The following is a 20,768-nucleotide window of genomic DNA, read 5'->3' as shown; positions in this document are numbered from 1 at the left end:
ATCGAGACGTGCAGAAAACGTTCGGCCTCCTCTTGGACCTTCATTGCCAGCGTCATTGCCGCAGCCAGAAACGGTCTGACGGTGCCGGCGCTGCCAAAGATTCCGCTCGGGGTGTGAACGGCTACGTGGCCCGAGGTCTCCAATTGGGTTTCGCCTCTTTTTGTTTTTCCGAGATGGTAAGCTGGAGTCAAAATTTTCAGGATGGCCCCCGGAGGGAAACTGGGATAAGCTCTATGAAGGATTTGGAATCGCTTTTCTTCCGCAATAACTGCGCTCAAGCGAGCTGAACGTGAAGTAGCTGTTCATGGCGGGGCTGATTCCGACGCCATGGGCGGCTGCACAGGGCGAACCATTCGCTGATCGCAAGCGATGGCGTAAGCCCTGTCTTACCCTGCGGCGGGAGCCGCACCGATGCCGCCCGGCCCATGCCTTCCGGATAATGCGCCCATGATTCCGTACACTCCTTCCCCTGTCATCCACGACACCCTGATCATCGGCGGCGGCCCCGGCGGGCTGACGGCGGCGATTTACCTGCGCCGCTTTCGCCGCAACGTCATCCTGGTCGACAAAGGCAACAGCCGGCTGGGCTGGATTCCCGTCACGCATAACTATCCGGGCTTCCCGGACGGCATCCATGGCCAGAAATTGCTCGACAAATTGCGCGACCAGCTCAAGCGCTACGAGGGCGAGGTGATCCAGGGCGAAGTCACGCGCCTGATCCGCGAAGACGGCTGCTTCGTGGCCGCGTACGAGGGCGGCGAAATCCGCGCCCGCACAGTGCTGCTGGCGACCGGCATCACCGACACCGGCATGCCGATCGAACACTTCCTCGAGGCCGTGGGCTGCGGCGCGGTCCGCCTGTGCCCGGTGTGCGATGGCTTCGACGTGCTCGACCAGAAGATTGCCGTGGTCACGTCGGACACCAACCCGGTCGGCCACGCCCTGTTCATGCGCACCTTCTCGGCCGACGTGATGCTGTTCGAACGCAGCAGGACTGCCCTGGTCGACCCGGCCGACCGCCAGCGCCTGCGTGATGCGGGAATTCGCTACGTCACCTCGCCGCTCCAAGGCGTGACCATGAGCGAGCGCATGACGCCGGTCATGCATACGGAAGACGGCGAGTCCTGGCAGAGCGACGTGCTCTACCCCATGCTGGGCGAAACGGCGCGCTCCGACCTGGCGCTGGCGCTCGGGGCGCGCGCTGCCGCCTGCATGGAGCTGGAGGTCGACGACCATCAGCAAACGACGGTCGAGGGGCTGTACGCCATCGGCGACGTCGCCAAAGGATTGAACCAGATAAGTGTAGCCGCCGGGCAAGCTGCAGTGGCGGCGACCCGCATTCACAATGTGCTTCCTTATCATTTTCGCGAGCGCTCCGTATAGAGGAAGTCCCGCACGGCAGCAAAAAACAAATTGCGCTAACGGCAAGGTAGTGACAATATAGGCCACGCTACTGGCCCAGGACGCTAAAAACAAGTCGCCAGTTCACTTGCGAAAGATTACGATCATGTCAACTATCGCGCACGGCAGCAAACACGCATCGCAGGCTCACGACCGCGACGCCTACTTCAGCTGGCCCATCTGGCTTCTCAGCGTTTCACTGCTCACCTTTGTCCTTGTCGTGCCGTTTTCCGGCCTGGCGGGCATGCTGGTGCTCCCGGTCGCCCTGCTCGGCGGACTGTGCTCCGTGTTCGGACTGGTACGCGCCCTGCTGCACCACCGCTGGCGCCGCGCTGCGGCAATGGCAACCTATATCGTCGTGCTGGCGGCCTTGTTTTCTGTGCCGCAACTGTTGCAAGCGACCGTGGGACGCGCCTCGAACGTGGTCCAACTGATGTCGGAAGGACATAGTTTCGATAAAAAGCTGGTCACCCATCCACCCGGCAAGCGCCCTGTACTGGCGTACGACTGGAGCACAATCGGCACCAACACCACCTACGTGATCTACGACGCCAGCGGCCGCATTGCCGAGCCGCAGGACAGCGCAGCGTGGACCAGCAGCGATCTGTCCATCTTCTCCGAATGCGCCGGGCGCGTGGTGCCGATCATGGGGCATTTCTACCGCTGCGATTATTGAGCGCTTGCCAGCGCAGGCGCACGTGCACAGGTGGCGCGCGAGCGCCCTCATTTTCCCGACGGGAGTGACGGTGTGATCTGCCGCAAGAGCGACTGGTCAATGTGTCCGTTGACCAATTTGCGGCTCAGTTGAAGATCCGGATAGACGCGCCCCGCGTCACGCTGCCCGAAAATCAGCCATTGGTCTCCGGCGCTGGCGGAAAAATCCCTGGTCCCGCAGGGATTCATGCCGCCGGTAATGCGATTTAGAACTGGCAATGTCGGAGGGAGATTGCTCTTTCCAAACACCCTGCGCACGCGCACGGTCACGTCTTCGATCACCACGCCGCCCGCTTTTTGCGACACCGGCGACCCCACGCTGCCGACGAACACAAGCCGTCCATTCTCCGCGCCATGAACGTAATCGGCAATGGTGATCAGCGGCGCATCACATGCGCTCGCCGGAACGGAACAGGCCAGGAGCGCCACCATCATCAGTTCACCAGAACGCATCCGTCACTCTCCCAGTCCGTTTACTTGCCAGTAATCTTCACTTCAGTATGAAGCGTAACCCGGCGCGGCAGTTCAGCCAAGCCAATCCGCCCCAAACATCTCCTTTTGCAACAGTTATTTCATGAAGACAATGTCTTAAGCCGCATGGCCGTTTGCGTCCTCTTGCCATTTTTGGTAAAATGAGAATCATTCGCATCTGTTTTTACGACAGCGCACCACATCCGCATCACATCGTTGACAAGCCAGGCGCAGCCTCCAAGCCAGTGACGATCTTTCTCACACCAGGAGTTTTTGCATGCCTCGCCGTATCAACACGTCTGTCTCGTCCTTTTCCCACCCACGCCTGCGTCCGCTGGTCCTCGCCCTGTCCGTGGCGCTTGGCCATGCTGGCGCCGCCAGCGCCGCCGACGAGGCACCCGAGGCCGCCGTCCTGCCGGTCATCACCATCACCGGCGCGAACGACCACAACGGCTACAAGGTGCGTGAGAGCGACAGTGCCAGCAAGCTCAACCTGACCCTGCGCGAAACCCCGCAATCGGTTTCCGTCGTCACGCGCACGCGCATGGATGATTTCCGTCTCGACACCGTCAACGACGTGCTGGCCAACACCACCGGCGTCACCGTCGAAAAAGTCGAAACCGAACGCACCTATTATGTTGCACGCGGTTTCGACATCATCAACTTCCAGGTCGACGGCGTCGGCACGCCTCTGGTCTTCGGCAACATGATGGGCAACCTCGATACCGCCCTGTTCGACCGCGTCGACATCGTGCGCGGCGCCAACGGCCTGGCCGCGTCCACCGGCAACCCGTCGGCGACCGTCAACTTCATCCGCAAGCGTCCCGGCGCCGCCTTTGCCGCCAACGCCGGCCTGACCCTGAGCTCGTGGAACACGCGCCGCATCGACGCCGATGTCTCGAGCCCGCTGAACGACAGCGGCAGCGTCAAGGGCCGCGTGGTGGTCGCCAGCCAGCAGGGCGATTCCTACCTGGACCGCTACGAGACCAAAAAGAACGTCGCCTACGGCATCGTCGAAGCGAAACTGGGCCAGGACACCCTGCTCAGCATCGGCCACACCTGGCAAGACAACAAGTCCAACGGCGGCATGTGGGGCGCCCTGCCCCTGTACTACACCGATGGCAGCCCGACCAACTACCCGAGCGGCACCAACACCTCGGCCGACTGGTCGTTCTGGGATAGCACCACCAATGGCAGCTTTGTCGAGCTGAACCATCAGCTGGGCCAGGGCTGGGCGCTCAAGTCCACCTTGAGCCACAACAAGGAATCCTCCCGCTCGAAATTGTTCTACGTGTACGGCACGCCCGACAAAGCCACCGGCGCCGGTTTGTTCTCGTACCCCTCGGCCTACCGCTCGGACCATAGCCAGACCTTGTTCGACATCGGCGCGAGCGGACAGTTCACCCTGGGCGGCCGCCAGCACGATCTGTCTTTCGGCGCCAGCTGGTCGCGCTCGCGCCTGGACGACCTGTCCGGCTACGGCCGCGGCATCGGCACCCCGCTGACCGCAAGCACCGACTTCACCGGCGGCTATCCGCTGCCGGAATTCGACGAGCGCTTCGACGGCAGCACCTACGAAGATGTGCGCAAGACCGTGTACGCGGCGGCGCGCTTTGCGCTGTCCGACAAGGTCAAGCTGCTGACCGGCTTCAACTCGACCAAGGCCGATTCGACCGGCCTGTCCTACGGCAGCAGCAAGCAGAAATCGGCCAGCCGGACCTCGCCTTACGTGGGACTGGTTGTCGACGTGCTGCCGCAGCTGAGCCTGTACACCAGTTACACCGAAATTTTCAGCCCGCAAAGCGAGCAGGACATCAACGGCGTGGCGCTCGATCCGATCATGGGCAGCAGCGCCGAGGCTGGCTTCAAGGGCGATTTGTTCGGCGGCAAGGCCAGCTACTCGGGCGCCATCTTCCGCGCGCGCCAGGACAATACCGCCGAGCAGGTCGACATGAATGGCGGCAAGGCCTACTATCGCGGCATCAATGCCGAATCGACCGGCGCCGAACTCGAAATGACGGGCGAGCTGGCCAAAGGCTGGCTGGCCAGCGTCGGCTACACCCACCTGAAAGTGGAAGATGGCGCGGGCAAGGCCACCAAGACCTACGTGCCGCGCCGCCTGCTGCGCATGTCGACCACCTGGCGCCTGCCGGCCGTGCCGCAGCTCAAGATCGGCGCCAACCTGAACTGGCAGAGCGACATCGAGCGCGAGCAGAAGCAGGAGCAGGAGCCAAGCATCGTCACGCGCCAGGACAGCTACGCCACCCTGGGCCTGATGGCACGTTACGAGATCAACCGCAACATGACCGTGGCCCTGAACCTGAACAACGTGACCGACAAAAAGTACCTGACCTCGCTGTACTGGAACCAGGCCTATTACGCGGCGCCACGCAGCGCCAGCGCCACCCTTAACTGGACATACTGATATGCGCCCTGCACTGGTCATCCTCCACCGCTGGTTCGGACTCGGCGTTGCGATCTTCCTGTTCATTTCCGGTGCGACGGGCGCCCTGATCTCCTTCGATCACGAGCTCGACGCGGCGCTCAATCCGGACCTGTTCCACGCCCACAGCGGCGAGACGGTCCAGCGCCAGATCCCCGGCCCGGAACTGGCGCGCGCGATCGAAGCGGCCGATCCGCGCGTGCGCATCGGCTATGTGATGACCGAGGTCGAGCCGGGCCACACCTCGATGATGTCGGTCGAAGGCACCATCGATCCGGCCACCGGCAAGCCGTACGAGCTCGGCTATAACCAGATCGGCGTCGATCCCGTGACCGGCAAGATCCAGGCCAAACGCCAGTGGGGCGAGATTTCGCTCGCGCGCGAAAACCTGCTGCCGTTCCTGTACAAGCTGCATTACTCGATGCATATTCCGGAAGTGAGCGGCGTGGAACTGGGCATCTGGTTCATGGGCATCATCGCCATCGTCTGGGTGCTCGACTGCTTCATCGCCCTGTATCTGTCGTTTCCCAACGTCCGCAGCTGGCGCAAGTCGTTCGCTTTCCGCTGGAAAGCAGGCGGCCCCAAGCTCAACTTCGACCTGCACCGCTCCGGCGGCGTGTGGGTCTGGCTGTTGCTGCTGGTGCTGGCGATCACCTCGGTATCGATGAACCTGACCGACCGCGTGGTGCGCCCGCTGCTCTCGACCGTGTCCACGCTCAGCACCGATGCGTTCGCCACGCGCACCATGAACCCGCCGGAAAAACCGATTCCGGCGCTCGTCAGCCGCGAGCAGGTGATGGCGCTGGCGCGTGCCGAAGGAAACAAACGCGGCTGGACCGACCCGGTCGGCGGCGTGTTCTACGCCTCCGCATTCGGGCTGTACGGCGTCGGCTTCTTCCAGCCGGGTAACGATCACGGCGATGTCGGCCTGGGCAATTCCTGGCTGTATTTCGACGGCAAGGATGGCAAATTCGTGGCCGACCGCGTACCGGGTACGGGCAGCGCAGGCGATATCTTCCTGCAACTCCAGTTCCCCCTGCATTCCGGCCGCATCGCCGGCTTGCCGGGCCGCATCGTCCTGTCGTTCCTGGGCGTGGTGGTGGCCATGCTGAGCGTGACCGGGGTGATCATCTGGGTGCGCAAACGGCGCGCGCGGCTGCTCGCGGCGCGTGCTACGGCCGCAAGCCCGGCGCCTGTCCCTGCCCGCCAGCGACTGCCTCAGAACGCCAGCACCGTCCTCGAATAAGGCGGCCGACACCGGCGCCAGTGGCACCCGGGCATTATCCGGGCGCCACCGGCGAAGCCGGATAATCGCGTTCCTTGTACATCAGCTCGCAAATCGCCGAGCGCAATCCCTCCCCCGCCGCCGTGCCTTCCGGCGCGACCGACAAATAGCTTGCGCGCGGCCCCATGGCCGGCCACGGCGGCAAACCGCTGCCGTTCGGATCTCCCTTGCGCAGAAAATTGGCCCAGTAGCGCTGCAGCGGCGGCCAGGCGCCCTCGACCGCGGCGGCCGGCACCGCGTTATACACGTAGTGCATCTCGCTGGTATGTTCGGGCGGCCTGCCTGAGCCGGGCACGCCATAACCGAATTCGTAACGCCACACCTTCGGGGTCGCCTTGAGCATGCGCGCGGTCAGCCAGTTCACCGGGCAACGAAACCACATATCGGTCATCAGCTGGGTCGGCATGCTGCCCAGGCGCGCATCCTCGCCATAGAGCGCGCGCGCGGCACCCGCCTGCGTCCCGAACGCCGACGCCAGCATGGCGGGCACGACCTCAGCCTTGCGGTCGGCTCCGAGCTCCTGGCGGTTGCTGCCGATGATGATGGCAATGCCGCGTCCGGCGCCCTTTGCATACGCCTCGTTGTAGGCGTACGGCAAAACATAACCGTCGACCACCTGTTGTTCCCACAAAAAACTGGGATCAATCCCCGCCCGCACCGGCAGCTTGAGCCCGGCCTTGATGATGGTGTCGGCCGGCAGCGCCCGCAACTGCGCCAGGCCGGCCGCGCCCTGCGGCAGCTTGAGCCGCTCCAGCACCACCTTGCCGAGCTCCTCGTTCTGCTGCGCCGTCATGGGCGCACCCGGCGCCGCCGCTTGCAGTATGGCTTTCTGAAACAGGCCCTTCGCCAGCGGCGAGATGGTCAGCAGCAGCGCGTCGTAGGCGCCCGAGGAATTGCCGCTGATGGTGATGTTGCCGGGATCGCCGCCGAAGGCCGCAATATTGGCCTTGACCCACTTCAGCGCGGCAATCTGGTCCAGCAAGGCATAGTTGCCGGACGTCTTGTTCGGACTTTCCTCGCGCAGCGCATCCAGGCCCATGAAGCCGAACAGGCCCAGCCGGTACTGAATCCTGACCATCAGCACGCCTTCGCGGTGGAGCGCGTCTTCCGCCATATTGCCCGCCCCGGCGGCGGAGTTCGAGCCGCCATGGATATACACCAATACCGGCAGCCGGCTTTTGCCGGCGGAGGCCGGCGCGCGGATCGAGAGCGTCAGGCAATCTTCGCTGGCGCCGGCGAGGAACTCCCCGTTCCAGCCGACATTTTCCTGCACGCAAGCGGACGCCGGCTTGCGCGCGTCGAGCACACCGCTCCACGGAGCGCGCTCGGCCGGCGGTTTCCAGCGCCGCTCACCCGCCGGCGCGGCCGCGTAGGGGATGCCGTAGTAAATCGTGCTGCCGTCCGCCATGGCCAGGCCGGAAACGTTGCCGCCGCTCACCTTCAGCGTTGCCGGCGGCGCCGGGGATGCCGTGACCGCCGCTGCCAGCATGCCAATCAGCACTAAATTCGCCATTCCCGGTCTCCCTTGTGCTTGCAATGCAATGCAATCGATTTTGCGCCCGGCATGCTGCTGGTGCAATAGCGAAAAGCGCCACGCACCACACTATATCGAGCTGCAAGGGGAAAACGTATGCCCGACAGTCAGCCTTGCGCCGCCGGCATGCCGCTGGCGCGAAGCGGGCCATACCCCAACTGCTGCGCCAGTTGGCGCGCCAACACAACAACAGCAAACGCCCGGTTAAAGGGGTCCTGCGCCAGTGCTGCACGTATCCGTTCGGCCAGGGCAGGCAGCGTTGCCGGATCGGCAACAGCCTCTTCCAAAAAATCCCGTGGCATGTCGTTCGACCATCTATCGAGCAGCGGCGCACTGCCCGCTTCGCCTTCGGCTATCCGGGCAAAATGTGCCGTGGTGTACCGTGCGCCGCTTCCCCTCTCCTCTCGTGCAAGCACTGCATTGATCTTCGCGATGAAATCGGCGGCAACACTGGCCGGCACCCGCTGTTCGCCAATCACCCCACAGTCCTTGCCGTCGCTCCTGGAAAATCTGACAAGCGCTTGGTCGGGTCCCAGCACCAGTTCGAAGGAGAAAAGCTCCGAGCTGAAGCATCCCGTCATGCCAGCCTCGACGAGAACGCGGTGGGGATGCGTGATGTGCGGCGGCATGGCGATCACCCCTGTACCGGCACCAGACGCAATGGAATGCGCGCCAGCACGCCAGCGCCGAAGTCCTCATAGAACGGCAATTGCTGCCGGTGCGCGTAGCCAATATAGCAGTCGCATGCGCGCAGGCGGCTGCACGGCTTCTCGACCAGCATGGCTTCCAGGCGATCCTGGTACAGATTACCCAGGCGCTGCGGCAAGAAATGGCAGCGCTGCACTTCGCCGTCGCCGTCCACCGACAGCGCCTCCGAGCCGGCCCGGCAAGCTTTTCCGCGTGACATCTCGGGATTGCGGCTGTAGCGGAACCACGGGTCGATGGCGTCGAGCCAGGCCAGGTCCTCGGCCTGGTAATACCCCGGCCCGCGCCGGTCGTAGGCGTTGAGCCAGAGATAGTGCTGACCCGGCAAGGCAGCGCGCAAGGCGCGGATATCGTCGAAATGCTCGCGCATGGCCACGATGCCCACTGAAAAGTGGACCCCCATGCGCGCCAGCCGCGCGCAGCGCTCGACAAAACGTTCCAGCCGCACCTGGCTCGGATGGTAAGTGCACCACAGTCCCACCTTGCCCCGCTCGGCCTGCTCCAGCCATGCCAGCGGCCCGGACAGATTGGTCTGGATCGCCACCTGGCGCACGTGAGCCATACCGGACAGGGCCGTGATCGCATCGCGGTAATGGCGCCGGATCATGCCCTCGCCCCATGGCGTGAACAACACGCTGATGGGCCGCTCCTGCGCACCCACCCAGGCGACTAAGCGCGCCACCTCGGCCGCGTCGCGCGCCAGCTTGGCGCGGCTGTCGCGCCGCTTGGCGAAAGGGCAATACGCACAGTCGTAATTGCATCCGGACAGCGTGCCCCGGTACAGCAGCGAGAGCACCGGCTGCGCTGCTTGCTCCCCCTGCCGCCCCGGCTGCTCCGCCTGCCGCGCCGGCTGCGCCTGGCCAAGCGCGGCAGCCGGCAGCATGCTCAGCATGTCGTGCCGCCGTCCGCCATCAGCCGGCGCACGTCCTCCGACGCCAGCCAGGGGCCGATGGTGTCGGCGTATTCGTAGCCGCGGTCGTTCAGGCGCAGGATCGCAGCGCCCTCTTCCAGCAAGCCCAGCTCGCCCAATTCATGCAGCTGCGGAAGGTCCTGCATGCAATCGCCGCCGAAGCGCTGCGTGTACGCGGCCGGATCGAGGCCGGGATCGGTCAGCAGCGACTGGATCACGTAGCGGCGCCGCTGCTCGTCCGGTCCCAGCGCGAACCCATGGTGCGCATGGGTAAAACTGTCGGCGTCCAGCGCCAGGTAATTGTCGATAATGCCGATCGTATCGGCCCGCCCGACCGCGTAATCGGTCGAATAATGCAGGTCGCGCGTGTACGAGCGCGCACCGGTACCGAGCCCCACCATGCCATCGTTCTGGCAGCAGTAGGACGGCCCGCTCTCGCTCGGCGCGTGCGGCGCGCGGAACATGCGCATCGACACCTGCACGTAGCCGCGCGCGCGCAGATGGTCGCGCGCGGCCTCGTACAGCTGCATGCGGCTGTCGCCTTCCTGGTTCAGCACAATCGGATCGAACGAGGCAGCCCCCTTTCTGTTGGCAATCTTGCCCAGCCCCGTATGCTGGCGCACGTACAGCGGATACAAATACAGCTCCTCCGGCCTGAACGCCAGGGCGCTGTCGATCGACGCCAGCAAGCTCTCAATCGTCTGCCCGCCGATGCCGTAAATCAGGTCGAGATTGAGCGTGGGAAAACCCGCAGCGCGGATATGCCCGATTGCCCTTGTCACCACCTCGTTCTGCTGCGGCCGCGCCAGCGAGCGCATCTCGGCCGCCGCGAAGCTCTGGATACCCAGGCTCACCCGGTCGATGCCCATGCTCCGGCACACCGCCATGCGCTCGGGCGTGACGGTCTCGGGCGAGGCTTCGATGCCGGCCGGCGTGCTCTGCAAATCGATGCCCAGAATATCGCGCGCGCCCTCAAGCAGCGTTTGCAACTGCGCCGCCGACAAGAACGTGGGCGTGCCGCCACCGAGCGCGAAGCGGGCAAACTTGCGCTCGCCGAGCACCCGGTCGAGTACACGCATCTGTTGGACCACCTGCGCCACATAACGTTCCACCATCTCCGGACTGGGGCGCGCCATCGCGAACAGATTGCAGAAGCCGCAGCGCATTTCGCAAAACGGAATGTGGATGTAGGCGAACAGGGCCGAGCGGTCCTGCGCCGCCCACAGCTGCGCCAGCGAAACCGGCGCGGCCAGGGCGCGGTAAGCCGCCTTGTGCGGATAGGAATAGGAATACGCCTGGTACGGCGTGTGGCGCATGCGCTGGGCGAGCGTGCCTGGGGTGGCGGGATGATTCATGGCGTCGCTCCGTTAAAGTCGATAAAGAAATGGGCGTATGGAACGTTCCACACGGTTTCATGGGCGATGCGATGGCCGCGAAAGCCATCTTCGCCGTACGCGCTGCCATGGTCGGAGCAGACGATGGCAAAGGTGGGCGCGCGCGCCGCGCAGGCCGCGAACAGCGGCGCCAGCGCCCCGTCCACATAGCGCAGCGCGGCGGCATGGCTGTCGAAATTGTCGCTGGTGCAGCCGGGCAGATAGCCCCGGTTGGGCGAATGAATCGCCGCAACATTGATGAACAGGAACACGCGCTGGCGGCCGAGCGCGTCCAGGCGCGCGATCGCCAGCGCCACCTGGCGTTCGGTCGAATGCAGGCCGTCCACGCCGAGCGAACGCTTCCAGTGGCTTTCCTGGAACATGCCAGGCAGCACGCAACCGAGCGCGGTTTCCTTGTTGAAAAAGCCGACCCCGCCGATGCAGATGGTGCGATATCCTGCGCCAGCCAGGCCGGCCGGCACGCTTTCCTGCGCAAATTCGTGGGTATGGGCCGAGGTCGTCTCGCTGCCCCGGAATGAGGTGGCGAACAGGCGCGGATGGCGTCCGGGATGGTCGGGCGTGGGCAGGAAGCCGGCGAAAAACGCGTGATGCGCCGCATACGTAAAGCTGGCCGGGCTGTGGCGGCGCTCCCAGCCGCCGGGCGGCAGGCGCGGCCCCAGCACCGGCAACTCGCCCGCCTCGTACAGGCGCTGGGCCACGTCGTAGCGCAGGGTGTCGAGCGTGATGAACACAATGTCGTGGCTGCCGACCACCTGGTTCATGTCGGGAATCGAACGCGGATCAGGCTTCATGGGATGCAAAACTGTGCAACTGGGCCGCGTAGGTATCGCGGCCCCGCCAGAGCAGCTTGGGCAGCAGGTCGCCGAAAGCATTCGCCTCCAGCACATGGGCGCGCCCCTTGCGCACCACCAGATCGAGGCCGATCACGTGGCTGTGCGGGAAGGTGGCCGCCGCCGCGCAGGCTGCCTTCTCGAGCACGGCAAGGTCGTTTTCGCTCAGCAAGCTGGCCACATCGGCGCGCTGGTTGTCGAGGTGCAGATTGGTCATCATGCGCGTACCGACCCGCGCCACCCGGTGCGCGGCCTGCCCGCCCAAGGTCACCACGCGCACATCGAAATGCCCATCGCCATGGCGCGGCTTGGGAATCCACGCCTCGGCATAGGTTTGCTGACTCGCCAGCAAGTCGATCAGCTGGGCAATGTCGGCCTGCGCGTTGTAGGTGCGCAGGCGCTTGACGTTATACAGGCGCGCCCCGCCATCGCCTTGCACCAGGTCGGCCGAACTGGTCGCTTGCTCGGCCCCGCGCCCGTTGCGCCGGTACGCCAGCACGCCGGACGCGCTCGATCCATAGCGCGTTTTCAGGAACACCTGTTGCAGGTCGTGCTCATCGAGCACCGCGCGCAGGTGCGCATAGCCCTCGATGGGACCGAGCAAACGCGGAATCGGAATCGCGCGCGCGGCAAAATGCTGCTGGCAAGCCAGTTTGTCGGTCATCAGCAGCAGTTCGTCCGGTGCATTCATTACTTGGACATGGGGCAGCGCCGAAAGTTCATCGGCCACGCGCCGCAGCGCCAGCGACAAACCGGCAAACCATTCGCCCGAGACGGCAATTTCGCCCATCTCCGGCAGGCGCGGCACAGCGCGGCCCCGCGCCTCGCAGCCCAGCCGCAACAGCCGCGCATGCACGCGCGCATCGTCGCCCGGCGAATCGATCTTGAACACGCACGGACGCGCCAGGCTGGCCGCCAGCAGGGACGGCTGTTGCAGCCATTCGCACCAGTCGAGCACCCGCGCCGGCGGCAGACCGAGTCCGGCACGCGCCGCCTGCGTCAGCTTCTCCCGCTTGCCGCCACGCACGCCCAACACAAGGAAGGGCATGGATTCGCGGCCGCCATCGCCAGGCATGCGCGCCACGCCGGCTGAACCTTACTCGGATACAGCGACGTAACGATCACCGTCGTCATCGTCGTCTTGCGGATCGGACAGATCGACAGTGATCGGCAACGACTTCAGCTTTTCCTGCCATTCTTCGGAAATGTAATGATGCTCCAGGTCCAGGGTGTGCAGCTTGGGCACGTACGGGCTGTTGAACAGGGCTTCAGCCCCAACGTCGCCAAGGGTGCCGAGCGACAGGTCGAGGGTTTTCAGGCAGCCGACCAGCTCGTAGCCGGCCAGCCACACTGCCAGCTTATCGGCGATGTCGGCATTGCGCAGGCCCAGGTACTCCAGGGTCGGCGTGCGCAGCTTGGCCACCAGGTCCTGATAGAGCGCCACATTGCCCGAAAAACCGTAGCCATCGGTACCGAGCCACAATTCCAGATGGCTCAGCGCAGGCATTGTCGAGGCGGCCAACGATTGGACCACGCTGGCCGGCAAGCCGCCGCTTTCGATGGTCAAAGTGCGCAGCTTGGCGTGGGTGAACGGTTGGAACTTCAACTCGTCGGTACCACGCACGCGGAACTCTTCCAGCTGCGGAAAAGCGTTCAGCAGCGGCGTCAGATCGCTCTGCACAATCCAGGAAATTTCACGCTCTTCGTACGTCATGTCGCCGATGAACAGAGCGCGCAGGTTCGGCAGCTCGCCGGCGTGCTGGACCAGGGTTTCGACGAGCGCGGCCGAACTGACGTCGGATTCGTCGCTCCACGCGCCGATAATGAGCGCGGTCAGTTGGGTTTTATCGATGCGGCCGAGGAATTCTTCGATCAGCTCCGACATCGCCTGCTCATCTTCGTAGTCGAGCGACAGACGGTAGACGGTATCGTCCGACAAGGTGACCGGCTCGGCAGGGTCGTATTCCGTGACCGTCCGGTTGAAAAAGGTGACAGTTTCTTCTGAAATCGGCATGGTGTGCGTCCGCAAAAAGGTAGAAGCCGATGGCGCCCATCGCCCTGGCAATCTTAAAATTTTACCATGCCATGGAAATATTTCTGCCTTGACTACACGGCGCAAGGAACACCAACAACAAAAAAACGCAGCCCTGGCACAGGCTGCGTTTTCTGTTGCGCGCAAACCGGCTTAGGCCGCCTGCTGCTGCGTGCCCACGAGAATGAGCTCGGCAAAGGCGTCGAGGTGGTTCGCGGTCCACACCGAGGTCATCGCATAAGGGTCGCTGTCGCCAGCGCCGGCGATCAGGCTATGCATGCTGATAGTAGACACCAGCACGCCCGACTGGTCGATCAACTGCACTTCCTTCATGTCGACGCTGGCATAGTCGGCGATGGTGACTTTGGCGAACGAGACCTTGTCGTTGACGTAATTGAGCACCAGGTCCTTGCCGCTGATATTGGCTTTCACGCCGGCCGCCTGCATCGTCACGCCCGAGAAAATGCTGTTGGCCGCAAACTGGAGGATGTCGTTGCCGCCCGCGCTTTCGTAGATCGTATCCTTGCCATCGCCCATCGAGACCACATAGGTGTCGCTGCCGCTATCGCCGCGCAAGTCATCGTTGCCCATGCCGCTGTACAAGGTGTCGTTGCCGGCGCCGCCATGCAGATCGTTGTCGCCGGCATACTTGTAACCGATCAAATAGGCGAGGAAGCCGCCGACCAGGCCTTCGGCGCCGTTGAAATCGCCAAAGTCCATGTCCAGTCCCAGCTTGTCGGTCAGCCACGCCAGCCCGTCGAAGGTCGCCTCGCTGCCCGCCGCAACCTTGCTGCCGAGGAAGCTGGCGCTGTCGGCCAGCGCGCCGGCCACGTCGGCGTCCGCCACGTCGGCATCCACCGCGGAGCTGAACCCCTTGCCGATGCCGGCCAGCGCCGTGTTGACCCCGGTCGAGACGCCATTCGTCGCACTCTTGATGCCGCCGGCCACATTGAAGTCGCCCAGTTCCACCCCGGTCACGCCCGACACCGCATCGAGCGCCTTGCCGCTCACGCCGTCCAGGCTGCTGCCCAGCGCACCGGCGCCGGCCGTGGCCGCCGCCAGCTTGGCCTTGATGCCCGCGCCCATCTGATCCCAGTTGCTCGACAGGTCCTTGAGCATGGTCTCGCCCAGATACTTGCTGACATCGGCAAAGCCGCCGCCCATCGCACCGCCCAAGGTGGCCGCATTTTTGCCCAGCAACTGGGTAATCACGCCCCAGCCCATGCCCATCATCACGTCGTCGCCATTACCGCCGCTGATATAGGTGCCGGCGTTGGTGGCGAACACCGTATCGTTGCCCTCGCCGCCCAGCAACACATTGCCGACCAAATTGAGTTTGCTCAGGCTGCCGCTGGTCAAGGCCTTGACCTGGGACGAGGCGAAGTTGTAGTTCATGGCAGCGCCGATCCAGTCGCCGGACGACTCGTAGTCGTTCTCGACCAGGCTCTCGACCGCATTGAACGCCGTCATTTCGGACAGGCCGATGATGATGTCGTTGCCCGCCCCGCCGATGGCGATATTGTTCTGCGCCGCAGTGACGATCACGTCATTGCCCTCGCCGCCCATGCCGACCGTGGTGGTGCCTGCCAGCACCACCGTGTCGTTGCCGCTGCCGGTGTGCACGAAATTGAAGCCCGTATCGGCGTTCACCTTGGTCGACGACACCACTTCCTTGGCGCCGTTGGTCGTTTCGCTCTTGTAATCGAGCTTGCTGCCGGCATTGACCACGATCACGGTATCGTTGCCGCCGTCGGCCACCAGCACATTATGCGAGCCGTACAGCACGGCCGTATCGTCGCCGCCGCCGGTCCAGGCCACGTTCGCCTGGGTGTCGAACCTGGTGGTGGTATTGGTCGTGGTGTCGGCGCCTTCCTTGCCGCTTTCGGTCTTTTTCTCTTGCGAACCATACGAGGCCATGACCAGCACATCCTTGCCGCTGCCGCTGATGGCAATATTGTCCTTGCCGACCGCCGTCATGACATTGTTGCCGTCGCCGCCCAGCAGCACGTTCAGGTTCGACTTGCTGGCACCGGCCGAGCCCACGCCAATCGCCGTGAGCACATCGTTGCCGCTGCCGCCGCTGAGCAGGTTGCCCTTGCCCACGGCGGTGACCACGTTGTTGCCCTCGCCCGCCACCAGCACGTTGTACGAGCCGAGCGCGGTCACCACATCGTTGCCGGCGCCAGCCACAATGCCGGTCTTGCTGCCCGCCGCGCTGATGACGTCGTTACCTGCCCCGGTCACCAGCAGATTGTTGCTGCCCAGCGCCGTGACGACGGTCGCGCCGCTGCCGCCGACCACCACATTGTTCTTGCCCATCACGGTCACCACGTCGGTGCCGCCCTGGCTGGTCGCCGCGCCGCCCAAGCCGGCCTTGCCGACCAGGTCGACCGCTGCGACGCCGGCCGCGATCGCATCGGCCAGCCCGACGGCGGTGGCCGCCACCTCGGCGTAATTGCCTGTCACCACCAGGTTGTTGTTACCGGCTGCGGTCACCAGATCGACGCCGCCATCGGCCCACACGATATTGTTGGAGCCGGCCGCCGTCACCACGTCGTTGCCCGCACCCGCCCATACAACGTTGGTCGAACCAAGGGCGGTGACGACATCGTTGCCGCTGCCGGTGTAGATCACATTGGCCCCACCAATGGCGGTGACGATATCGTTGCCGTCGCCCTTGGCCAGGTTGTTGCCGAGGAATTTGGAGATCGCGCTGGTGGCGCTGCCGGCCGTGGCCTTGTCCAGCTTCTTCGCCAGGTCGGTGATGCCCTCGCCCACGCCGGTCAGCACCACGTTGGCGCTGCCCAGGGTCGTCACCACGTTGTTGCCGGCGGAATTGATCACGAGATTGTTCGAGCCGATGGCGGTGCTGACATTGTTGCCGCCGTTGGCGAGCAGCACGTTATTGCCGCCGATGGCCGCCACCACGTCGTCCTGCGCGCCCGTGCAGATGACGTTGGTGCCGCCGACCGCGATCACCACGTCCTTGCCGCTGCCGCTCTGGATCGCGCCGCTCAGCTTGCCGGTGGCGCTGTTGATGGCCGTGGCAACGGTCTTGTCCGGAATCGCGCCAGCCAGTACCTTGCCCAGGCCGCCGCTGGCGGCGTCCAGCATACCGCCCACTTCGGTCAGGATCACGTTGGCGCCGCCGACCGCCGCCACCGTATTGCCGCCCACCGTGGTCGCAACCAGGTTGCCCATGCCGGCCGCCAGCACGGTATTCTTGCCGCCGTTCGACAACACGACGTTGGTGTTGCCCACCGCCACCATCAGGTTCGAGCCGCCGTTGACGGCCAGCGCATTGGTATTGCCGAGCGCGCCGATCTGATTGTCGCCGCCGCCACTGGCCACCACGTTCAGCAGGCCGCCGACCAAGATACTGCTATTGCCGCCCGCGCTGCCGACCGCGTTGCCGCCGCCACCGGCGATGATGCTGTCGCCGCCATCGGCGGCGACCACCACGTTGACGCCGCCCAGCACCACCAGCTTGTCGCTGCCGTTGCCGATGGTCAGGGTGTTGCTGCCGCCGTAAGCGTGGATCTTGTCATTGCCGTTGCCGGTAGTAACGATGTTGGCGCCGCCGCCGACGGTGACGCTGTTGGCGCCGTGGCCGACCGACACGGTATTCACGCCGCCCATGGCGACCACGGTATCGTTACCGTCGCCCGCCTTGATCACGTTGGACAGGCCCGCCGCATTGGCGCTGTTGTTGCCGCTGCCCAGTTCCAGCAGGTTCGAGCCGCCGCTCGCGTTGACGCTGTCGTCGTGGTTGCCGGTGCGGACAATGTTGGACGCGCCGTCGACCTTGACCGTATCGTTGCCGTCGCCGCTATCGATGATATTGCTGGCGCTGCTGGCGACGACCTCGTCGTTGCCCTGGCCGGTGCTGATCTCGTTGGACACCGCGCCGACGCTGACCTTATCGGCGCCATTGCCGGTTGCGATCTTGTTGGCGATGCCGTCCGCCTTGACCACATTCGCGCCGTCGCCCGCGTTAACCACGTTGCGCCCGCCACCGACCGTGATGCGGTCGTTGCCGTTGCCGGCGTTGAGCACATTGCTGCCGCCCGTCAGGTTGACGCTGTTGTTACCGTTGCCGACGTTGACGTTGTTGCTGGCGCCGGTCAGCTCGACCTTGTCGTCGCCGTCGTTGGTGTTGATGGTGTTCTTGGCGCCGGTGCCGGTCACGGTATCGTTGCCGCCGCCCGTGTTCACCGTCCCCGACAGCGCGTTGTAATTGATCGTGTTGTGGCCGTGCCAGTCGCTCACCTTGACCGCGCCGCCGGCCGCCACGTTGATGCGGTCGTTGCCGCCGCCGCCATCGATCTCGGCGCTCGCGCCGGCGCCAATCGAGATGGTATCGTCGCCTTCGCCGCCGAACAGGACGTTGTCCGCGCCGGCGCTGACCGACAGGTTGTCGTTGCCGTTGCCGCCGTCGAGCTTGTTGTAGCCGCCGACCTGCACGCTCAGCGTATCGTCGCCGTCTTCGCCCTTGAGCACGTTGTACGCGCCGGCCGTGACGCGCAGGGTGTCGTTGCCGCCACCACCATACAAAAAGTTGCCGCCCACCGAGCTGGAGGTGAAATTGTCGTTGCCGTTGCCGAAATTCTTCTTCGTATAGCCCAGTTCCGCGATATCTTCCGCGATCTCGCGCGCCGCGTTGCCCACATCGTCGAAGCTGCTGCCGATATCGTCGATGCCGCCGCCGATGTCCTTGACCGTGTCGTTGACAACATCGTTAAACGACTTGCCGACCTTCTTGGCCGTCTTCTTGACCCATTTTGTGAAACCCATTTTCTCTCCCAAAAGCATGATGGCTGTCTGCCGAGCCTGCATATTGACGAGCAAATGTGGCGCAATTATGGCGTCCAGTATGGCGTCCGGTATGGTGTCCGGACAAGATCGATCATGCCGGCTGGCATTCGAAACGGTAGCCGACGCCGTACACGGAATGAATCAATTCCCGGTCGGCCACCTGCTGGGACAGCTTCTTGCGCAAATTCTTGATCTGGCTGTCGATGGCGCGGTCGAAGCGTTCGCTGCCGGCCTCGAAGGCCAGCTCCAGCAGTTGCGCCCGCGAAAAGATACGCCCGGGCTGGCGCGCCATCACGTTCAGCAGGCGAAATTGCTGCGCCGTCAGTTCCAGCCGCGCCCCGTTCCAGGTCGCGCACTGGCGCTCCTCGTCGATCGACAGCGCGCTGGTCGGCGTGCGCGGCCCGCCTGCCGCCTTGCCCCGGCGCCGCAGGCACACTTGCGCCCGCGCCACCAGTTCGCGCGGGCTGAACGGTTTGCACAGATAGTCGTCGGCGCCCACGTCGAAGCCGAGCAGGCGGTCGATTTCTTCCACCCGCGCGGTGACCATGATCACCGGCACGTCCGTAAATGCGCGCAGCTGGCTGCACACGGCGGTGCCGTCCAGCCCCGGCAGCATGAGGTCGAGCAAGACCAGGTCGGGCATATTGGCGCGCACCCAGTCGACCACCTCGTCGCCGCGCAGCAAGTGGTGGGGGCGCATGCCGGCCTGCTGCAAGTAGGCAAGCTGAATCTCGGCAATGCGCGGCTCATCCTCGACCAGCAATACGAGGGGCAATGTCATGAGCAATCTCCGTGGTGGGCATGCGGCGCATGGGCCGGCAGCAAGATGTCGATACGCAAGCCGCCCAGCGGCGAGTGGCTGGCCTGCAAGCGTCCGCCGTGGCCGGCGACGATGGCCTCGCAGATCGCGAGACCCAGGCCGGAACCGCCGCTGGCCCGGCTGCGCGACTCGTCGACGCGGAAAAACCTCTCGAACAGGCGCGGCAGCGCGGCATCGGGCACGCCGGGTGCGGAATCCTCGACCCGGATGACGATGTGCGGGCCGGCCAGCGCCAAGGTCAGGTGCAAGGCGCCGCCGGCATCGGTGTAGCGCAGCGAATTGCCGATCAGATTGGTCAGCACCTGGCCAAGACGCTGGCGGTCGCCCTGGACCAGGCAGCCGGGCGCCAGTTCGTCGATCAGGCGATAGTGCAAGGGATGGCTGGCAAGGCGCGGCGCGAAGGCCGCCGCCACCTCGCTGCACAGCTCGGCAACATCGACCTGCTGGCACAGCAGAGCCTGGGCGCCGGCATCGGCACGCGCCAGCACGTGCAGGTCGGTCACCAGCCGCTCCATCTCTTTCACCGTGTCGGACAAGACCGCCAGCTTGTCCGGAGTCGGGGCGATGATGCCGTCCTGCATGGCGTCCAGATGGGTCGCCAGGATCGTGATCGGCGTGCGCAGTTCGTGCGAGGTATCGGCCACCCACTGCACCCGGGCCGCTTCGCCCGACTCCAGCTTGCGCAGCAGCATCTTGTTGCGCAAGCCACGCGCGCGCAGCAGCCAGGTGGCGGCGCCGGTCAACAGCACGACCGCCAGCATCAGCAGGCGCAGTGGCAAGGAGTACGGGCGCGGCTGCTCCCAGCCGCCGCGCGGACGCGCCCCGACCTGCCAGAAGCCGTCGGGCGTGGCGATGAGCGCCGTTTCCGACAGCACATCGAAGGTCGCCGGCGCGCCGTGGAAAACGGCGCGTGGCGCACCACCCGGGCTGACGTGGCGCAGTGCGAAAGCGATGTCGGGCGCGGCCAGCAGCGGCGCGGCCAGCGCCATGAAGCGCTCGTAATCGATGACGGCGCTGACAAAGCCCCAGAATTGCAGCCGGCTGTCCGGGTCGAGGTAGACCGGGCGCCGCGCCACCATGCCCAGGCCACCATCGGCCAGTGGCATCGGCCCGGCCAGGCGCAGCGTGCCGTCGCGCGCGCTTTGCTCGACCTCGGCCAGGGTCGGTATTGTGTGCAGATGGCCGGCCTGATCGGGCGGAAACACATGGCGCACCACCGCGTTCGGCGACAAGGCCAGGGTGCGCACAGCCGGCGCTTCCTTGAGCAGGCCCTGGCCGAGGCGCTGGAACTGCGCTTGCGTCAGGTCCGGTTTCAGCTGCACCACTGCCGCTCCCGCCGCCAGCGGCGCCAGGTGCAGGTGCAGCCGCTGTTCCAGCATCGAGCGCAGCGCGGCGACCTGTTCGGCCACGCGGG

16 protein-coding genes are annotated in these 20,768 nt (G+C 64.8%); 4 read left to right on the top strand and 12 right to left on the bottom strand.

The annotated features are described in order from the left end of the window. A partial coding sequence (locus F2P45_RS35730; RefSeq protein WP_223164802.1) for a hypothetical protein occupies window positions 1–278 on the bottom strand: 278 nt, incomplete at its 3' end. A 169-nt stretch (window positions 279–447) separates the two neighbouring features. Here F2P45_RS35730 and F2P45_RS21505 point away from each other — a divergent pair. Together F2P45_RS21505 and F2P45_RS21500 are read left to right on the top strand one after the other, a co-directional pair. Continuing rightward, window positions 448–1,383, top strand: coding sequence for an NAD(P)/FAD-dependent oxidoreductase (locus tag F2P45_RS21505; protein ID WP_166879779.1), 936 nt, complete (start codon window positions 448–450; stop codon window positions 1,381–1,383). Between the two features lie 124 nt (window positions 1,384–1,507). Beyond that, window positions 1,508–2,077 (top strand): hypothetical protein, encoded by a 570-nt coding sequence (locus F2P45_RS21500; protein WP_166879776.1) that lies wholly within the window; start codon window positions 1,508–1,510, stop codon window positions 2,075–2,077. 47 nt (window positions 2,078–2,124) lie between these two features. On the opposite strand, the gene F2P45_RS21495 is transcribed toward F2P45_RS21500, so the two are convergent. Further along, complete coding sequence (locus F2P45_RS21495; RefSeq protein WP_166879773.1) at window positions 2,125–2,568, bottom strand: hypothetical protein; 444 nt, start codon at window positions 2,566–2,568, stop codon at window positions 2,125–2,127. Window positions 2,569–2,863: 295 nt separating this feature from the next. Between F2P45_RS21495 and F2P45_RS21490 the strand changes: the two genes are divergently transcribed. Continuing rightward, window positions 2,864–5,011: a TonB-dependent siderophore receptor gene (locus F2P45_RS21490; protein ID WP_166879769.1), complete on the top strand. Its 2,148-nt coding sequence runs from the start codon at window positions 2,864–2,866 to the stop codon at window positions 5,009–5,011. Window position 5,012: 1 nt separating this feature from the next. Next, entirely contained in the window at window positions 5,013–6,275 is a 1,263-nt protein-coding gene (locus F2P45_RS21485) for a PepSY-associated TM helix domain-containing protein (protein WP_166879766.1), read from the top strand. Between the two features lie 34 nt (window positions 6,276–6,309). On the opposite strand, the gene F2P45_RS21480 is transcribed toward F2P45_RS21485, so the two are convergent. The 10 genes from F2P45_RS21480 to F2P45_RS37550 form a co-directional block, all read right to left on the bottom strand. Beyond that, window positions 6,310–7,827, bottom strand: coding sequence for a carboxylesterase/lipase family protein (locus F2P45_RS21480; protein WP_166879762.1), 1,518 nt, complete (start codon window positions 7,825–7,827; stop codon window positions 6,310–6,312). A gap of 128 nt (window positions 7,828–7,955) precedes the next feature. Continuing rightward, the gene (locus F2P45_RS21475) at window positions 7,956–8,477 is read right to left on the bottom strand and encodes a hypothetical protein (protein ID WP_166879759.1); all 522 of its coding nucleotides are present in this window, start codon (window positions 8,475–8,477) and stop codon (window positions 7,956–7,958) included. 5 nt (window positions 8,478–8,482) lie between these two features. Next, window positions 8,483–9,445, bottom strand: a complete 963-nt coding sequence (locus F2P45_RS21470) for an STM4011 family radical SAM protein (protein ID WP_229505210.1) — start codon at window positions 9,443–9,445, stop codon at window positions 8,483–8,485. Next, a complete protein-coding gene (locus tag F2P45_RS21465) occupies window positions 9,439–10,818 on the bottom strand; it encodes an STM4012 family radical SAM protein (protein WP_166879756.1) in 1,380 nt (459 codons plus the stop codon). The genes F2P45_RS21470 and F2P45_RS21465 overlap by 7 nt, the downstream gene beginning before the upstream one ends. Then, complete coding sequence (locus F2P45_RS21460; protein ID WP_166879754.1) at window positions 10,815–11,648, bottom strand: STM4013/SEN3800 family hydrolase; 834 nt, start codon at window positions 11,646–11,648, stop codon at window positions 10,815–10,817. Before F2P45_RS21460 ends, F2P45_RS21465 begins: the two co-directional genes overlap by 4 nt. Beyond that, entirely contained in the window at window positions 11,638–12,735 is a 1,098-nt protein-coding gene (locus F2P45_RS21455) for an STM4014 family protein (protein ID WP_166879751.1), read from the bottom strand. Before F2P45_RS21455 ends, F2P45_RS21460 begins: the two co-directional genes overlap by 11 nt. 48 nt (window positions 12,736–12,783) lie before the next feature. Then, on the bottom strand, window positions 12,784–13,701 hold the full coding sequence (locus F2P45_RS21450; RefSeq protein ID WP_166879748.1) for an STM4015 family protein: 918 nt from the start codon (window positions 13,699–13,701) through the stop codon (window positions 12,784–12,786). Window positions 13,702–13,872: 171 nt separating this feature from the next. Next, window positions 13,873–18,513, bottom strand: a complete 4,641-nt coding sequence (locus tag F2P45_RS21445) for a beta strand repeat-containing protein (RefSeq protein WP_166879745.1) — start codon at window positions 18,511–18,513, stop codon at window positions 13,873–13,875. Between the two features lie 112 nt (window positions 18,514–18,625). Next, window positions 18,626–19,315 carry a response regulator gene (locus tag F2P45_RS21440; protein ID WP_166879741.1) on the bottom strand — a complete coding sequence of 230 codons (690 nt, stop codon included), beginning with the start codon at window positions 19,313–19,315 and terminating at the stop codon, window positions 18,626–18,628. Next, window positions 19,312–20,046, bottom strand: a complete 735-nt coding sequence (locus F2P45_RS37550; RefSeq protein WP_502572739.1) for an ATP-binding protein — start codon at window positions 20,044–20,046, stop codon at window positions 19,312–19,314. The genes F2P45_RS21440 and F2P45_RS37550 overlap by 4 nt, the downstream gene beginning before the upstream one ends. Window positions 20,047–20,768: the final 722 nt, after the last annotated feature.

It is taken from the genome of Massilia mucilaginosa, assembly GCF_011682145.1.
In the GTDB taxonomy this organism is placed as follows: Bacteria; Pseudomonadota; Gammaproteobacteria; order Burkholderiales; family Burkholderiaceae_D; genus Telluria_A; species Telluria_A mucilaginosa.
This window is presented reverse-complemented; position numbering and strand designations above follow the sequence as displayed.

What these genes read in the sequence shown, in the direction of transcription:
- F2P45_RS21505 (WP_166879779.1), top strand. Translation starts at nt 448, where the DNA reads ATGATTCCGTACACTCCTTCCCCTGTCATCCACGACACCCTGATCATC.
- F2P45_RS21500 (WP_166879776.1), top strand. Translation starts at nt 1,508, where the DNA reads ATGTCAACTATCGCGCACGGCAGCAAACACGCATCGCAGGCTCACGAC.
- F2P45_RS21495 (WP_166879773.1), bottom strand. Translation starts at nt 2,568, where the DNA reads ATGCGTTCTGGTGAACTGATGATGGTGGCGCTCCTGGCCTGTTCCGTT.
- F2P45_RS21490 (WP_166879769.1), top strand. Translation starts at nt 2,864, where the DNA reads ATGCCTCGCCGTATCAACACGTCTGTCTCGTCCTTTTCCCACCCACGC.
- F2P45_RS21485 (WP_166879766.1), top strand. Translation starts at nt 5,013, where the DNA reads ATGCGCCCTGCACTGGTCATCCTCCACCGCTGGTTCGGACTCGGCGTT.
- F2P45_RS21480 (WP_166879762.1), bottom strand. Translation starts at nt 7,827, where the DNA reads ATGGCGAATTTAGTGCTGATTGGCATGCTGGCAGCGGCGGTCACGGCA.
- F2P45_RS21475 (WP_166879759.1), bottom strand. Translation starts at nt 8,477, where the DNA reads ATGCCGCCGCACATCACGCATCCCCACCGCGTTCTCGTCGAGGCTGGC.
- F2P45_RS21470 (WP_229505210.1), bottom strand. Translation starts at nt 9,445, where the DNA reads ATGCTGAGCATGCTGCCGGCTGCCGCGCTTGGCCAGGCGCAGCCGGCG.
- F2P45_RS21465 (WP_166879756.1), bottom strand. Translation starts at nt 10,818, where the DNA reads ATGAATCATCCCGCCACCCCAGGCACGCTCGCCCAGCGCATGCGCCAC.
- F2P45_RS21460 (WP_166879754.1), bottom strand. Translation starts at nt 11,648, where the DNA reads ATGAAGCCTGATCCGCGTTCGATTCCCGACATGAACCAGGTGGTCGGC.
- F2P45_RS21455 (WP_166879751.1), bottom strand. Translation starts at nt 12,735, where the DNA reads ATGCCCTTCCTTGTGTTGGGCGTGCGTGGCGGCAAGCGGGAGAAGCTG.
- F2P45_RS21450 (WP_166879748.1), bottom strand. Translation starts at nt 13,701, where the DNA reads ATGCCGATTTCAGAAGAAACTGTCACCTTTTTCAACCGGACGGTCACG.
- F2P45_RS21445 (WP_166879745.1), bottom strand. Translation starts at nt 18,513, where the DNA reads ATGGGTTTCACAAAATGGGTCAAGAAGACGGCCAAGAAGGTCGGCAAG.
- F2P45_RS21440 (WP_166879741.1), bottom strand. Translation starts at nt 19,315, where the DNA reads ATGACATTGCCCCTCGTATTGCTGGTCGAGGATGAGCCGCGCATTGCC.
- F2P45_RS37550 (WP_502572739.1), bottom strand. Translation starts at nt 20,046, where the DNA reads ATGCTGCTGCGCAAGCTGGAGTCGGGCGAAGCGGCCCGGGTGCAGTGG.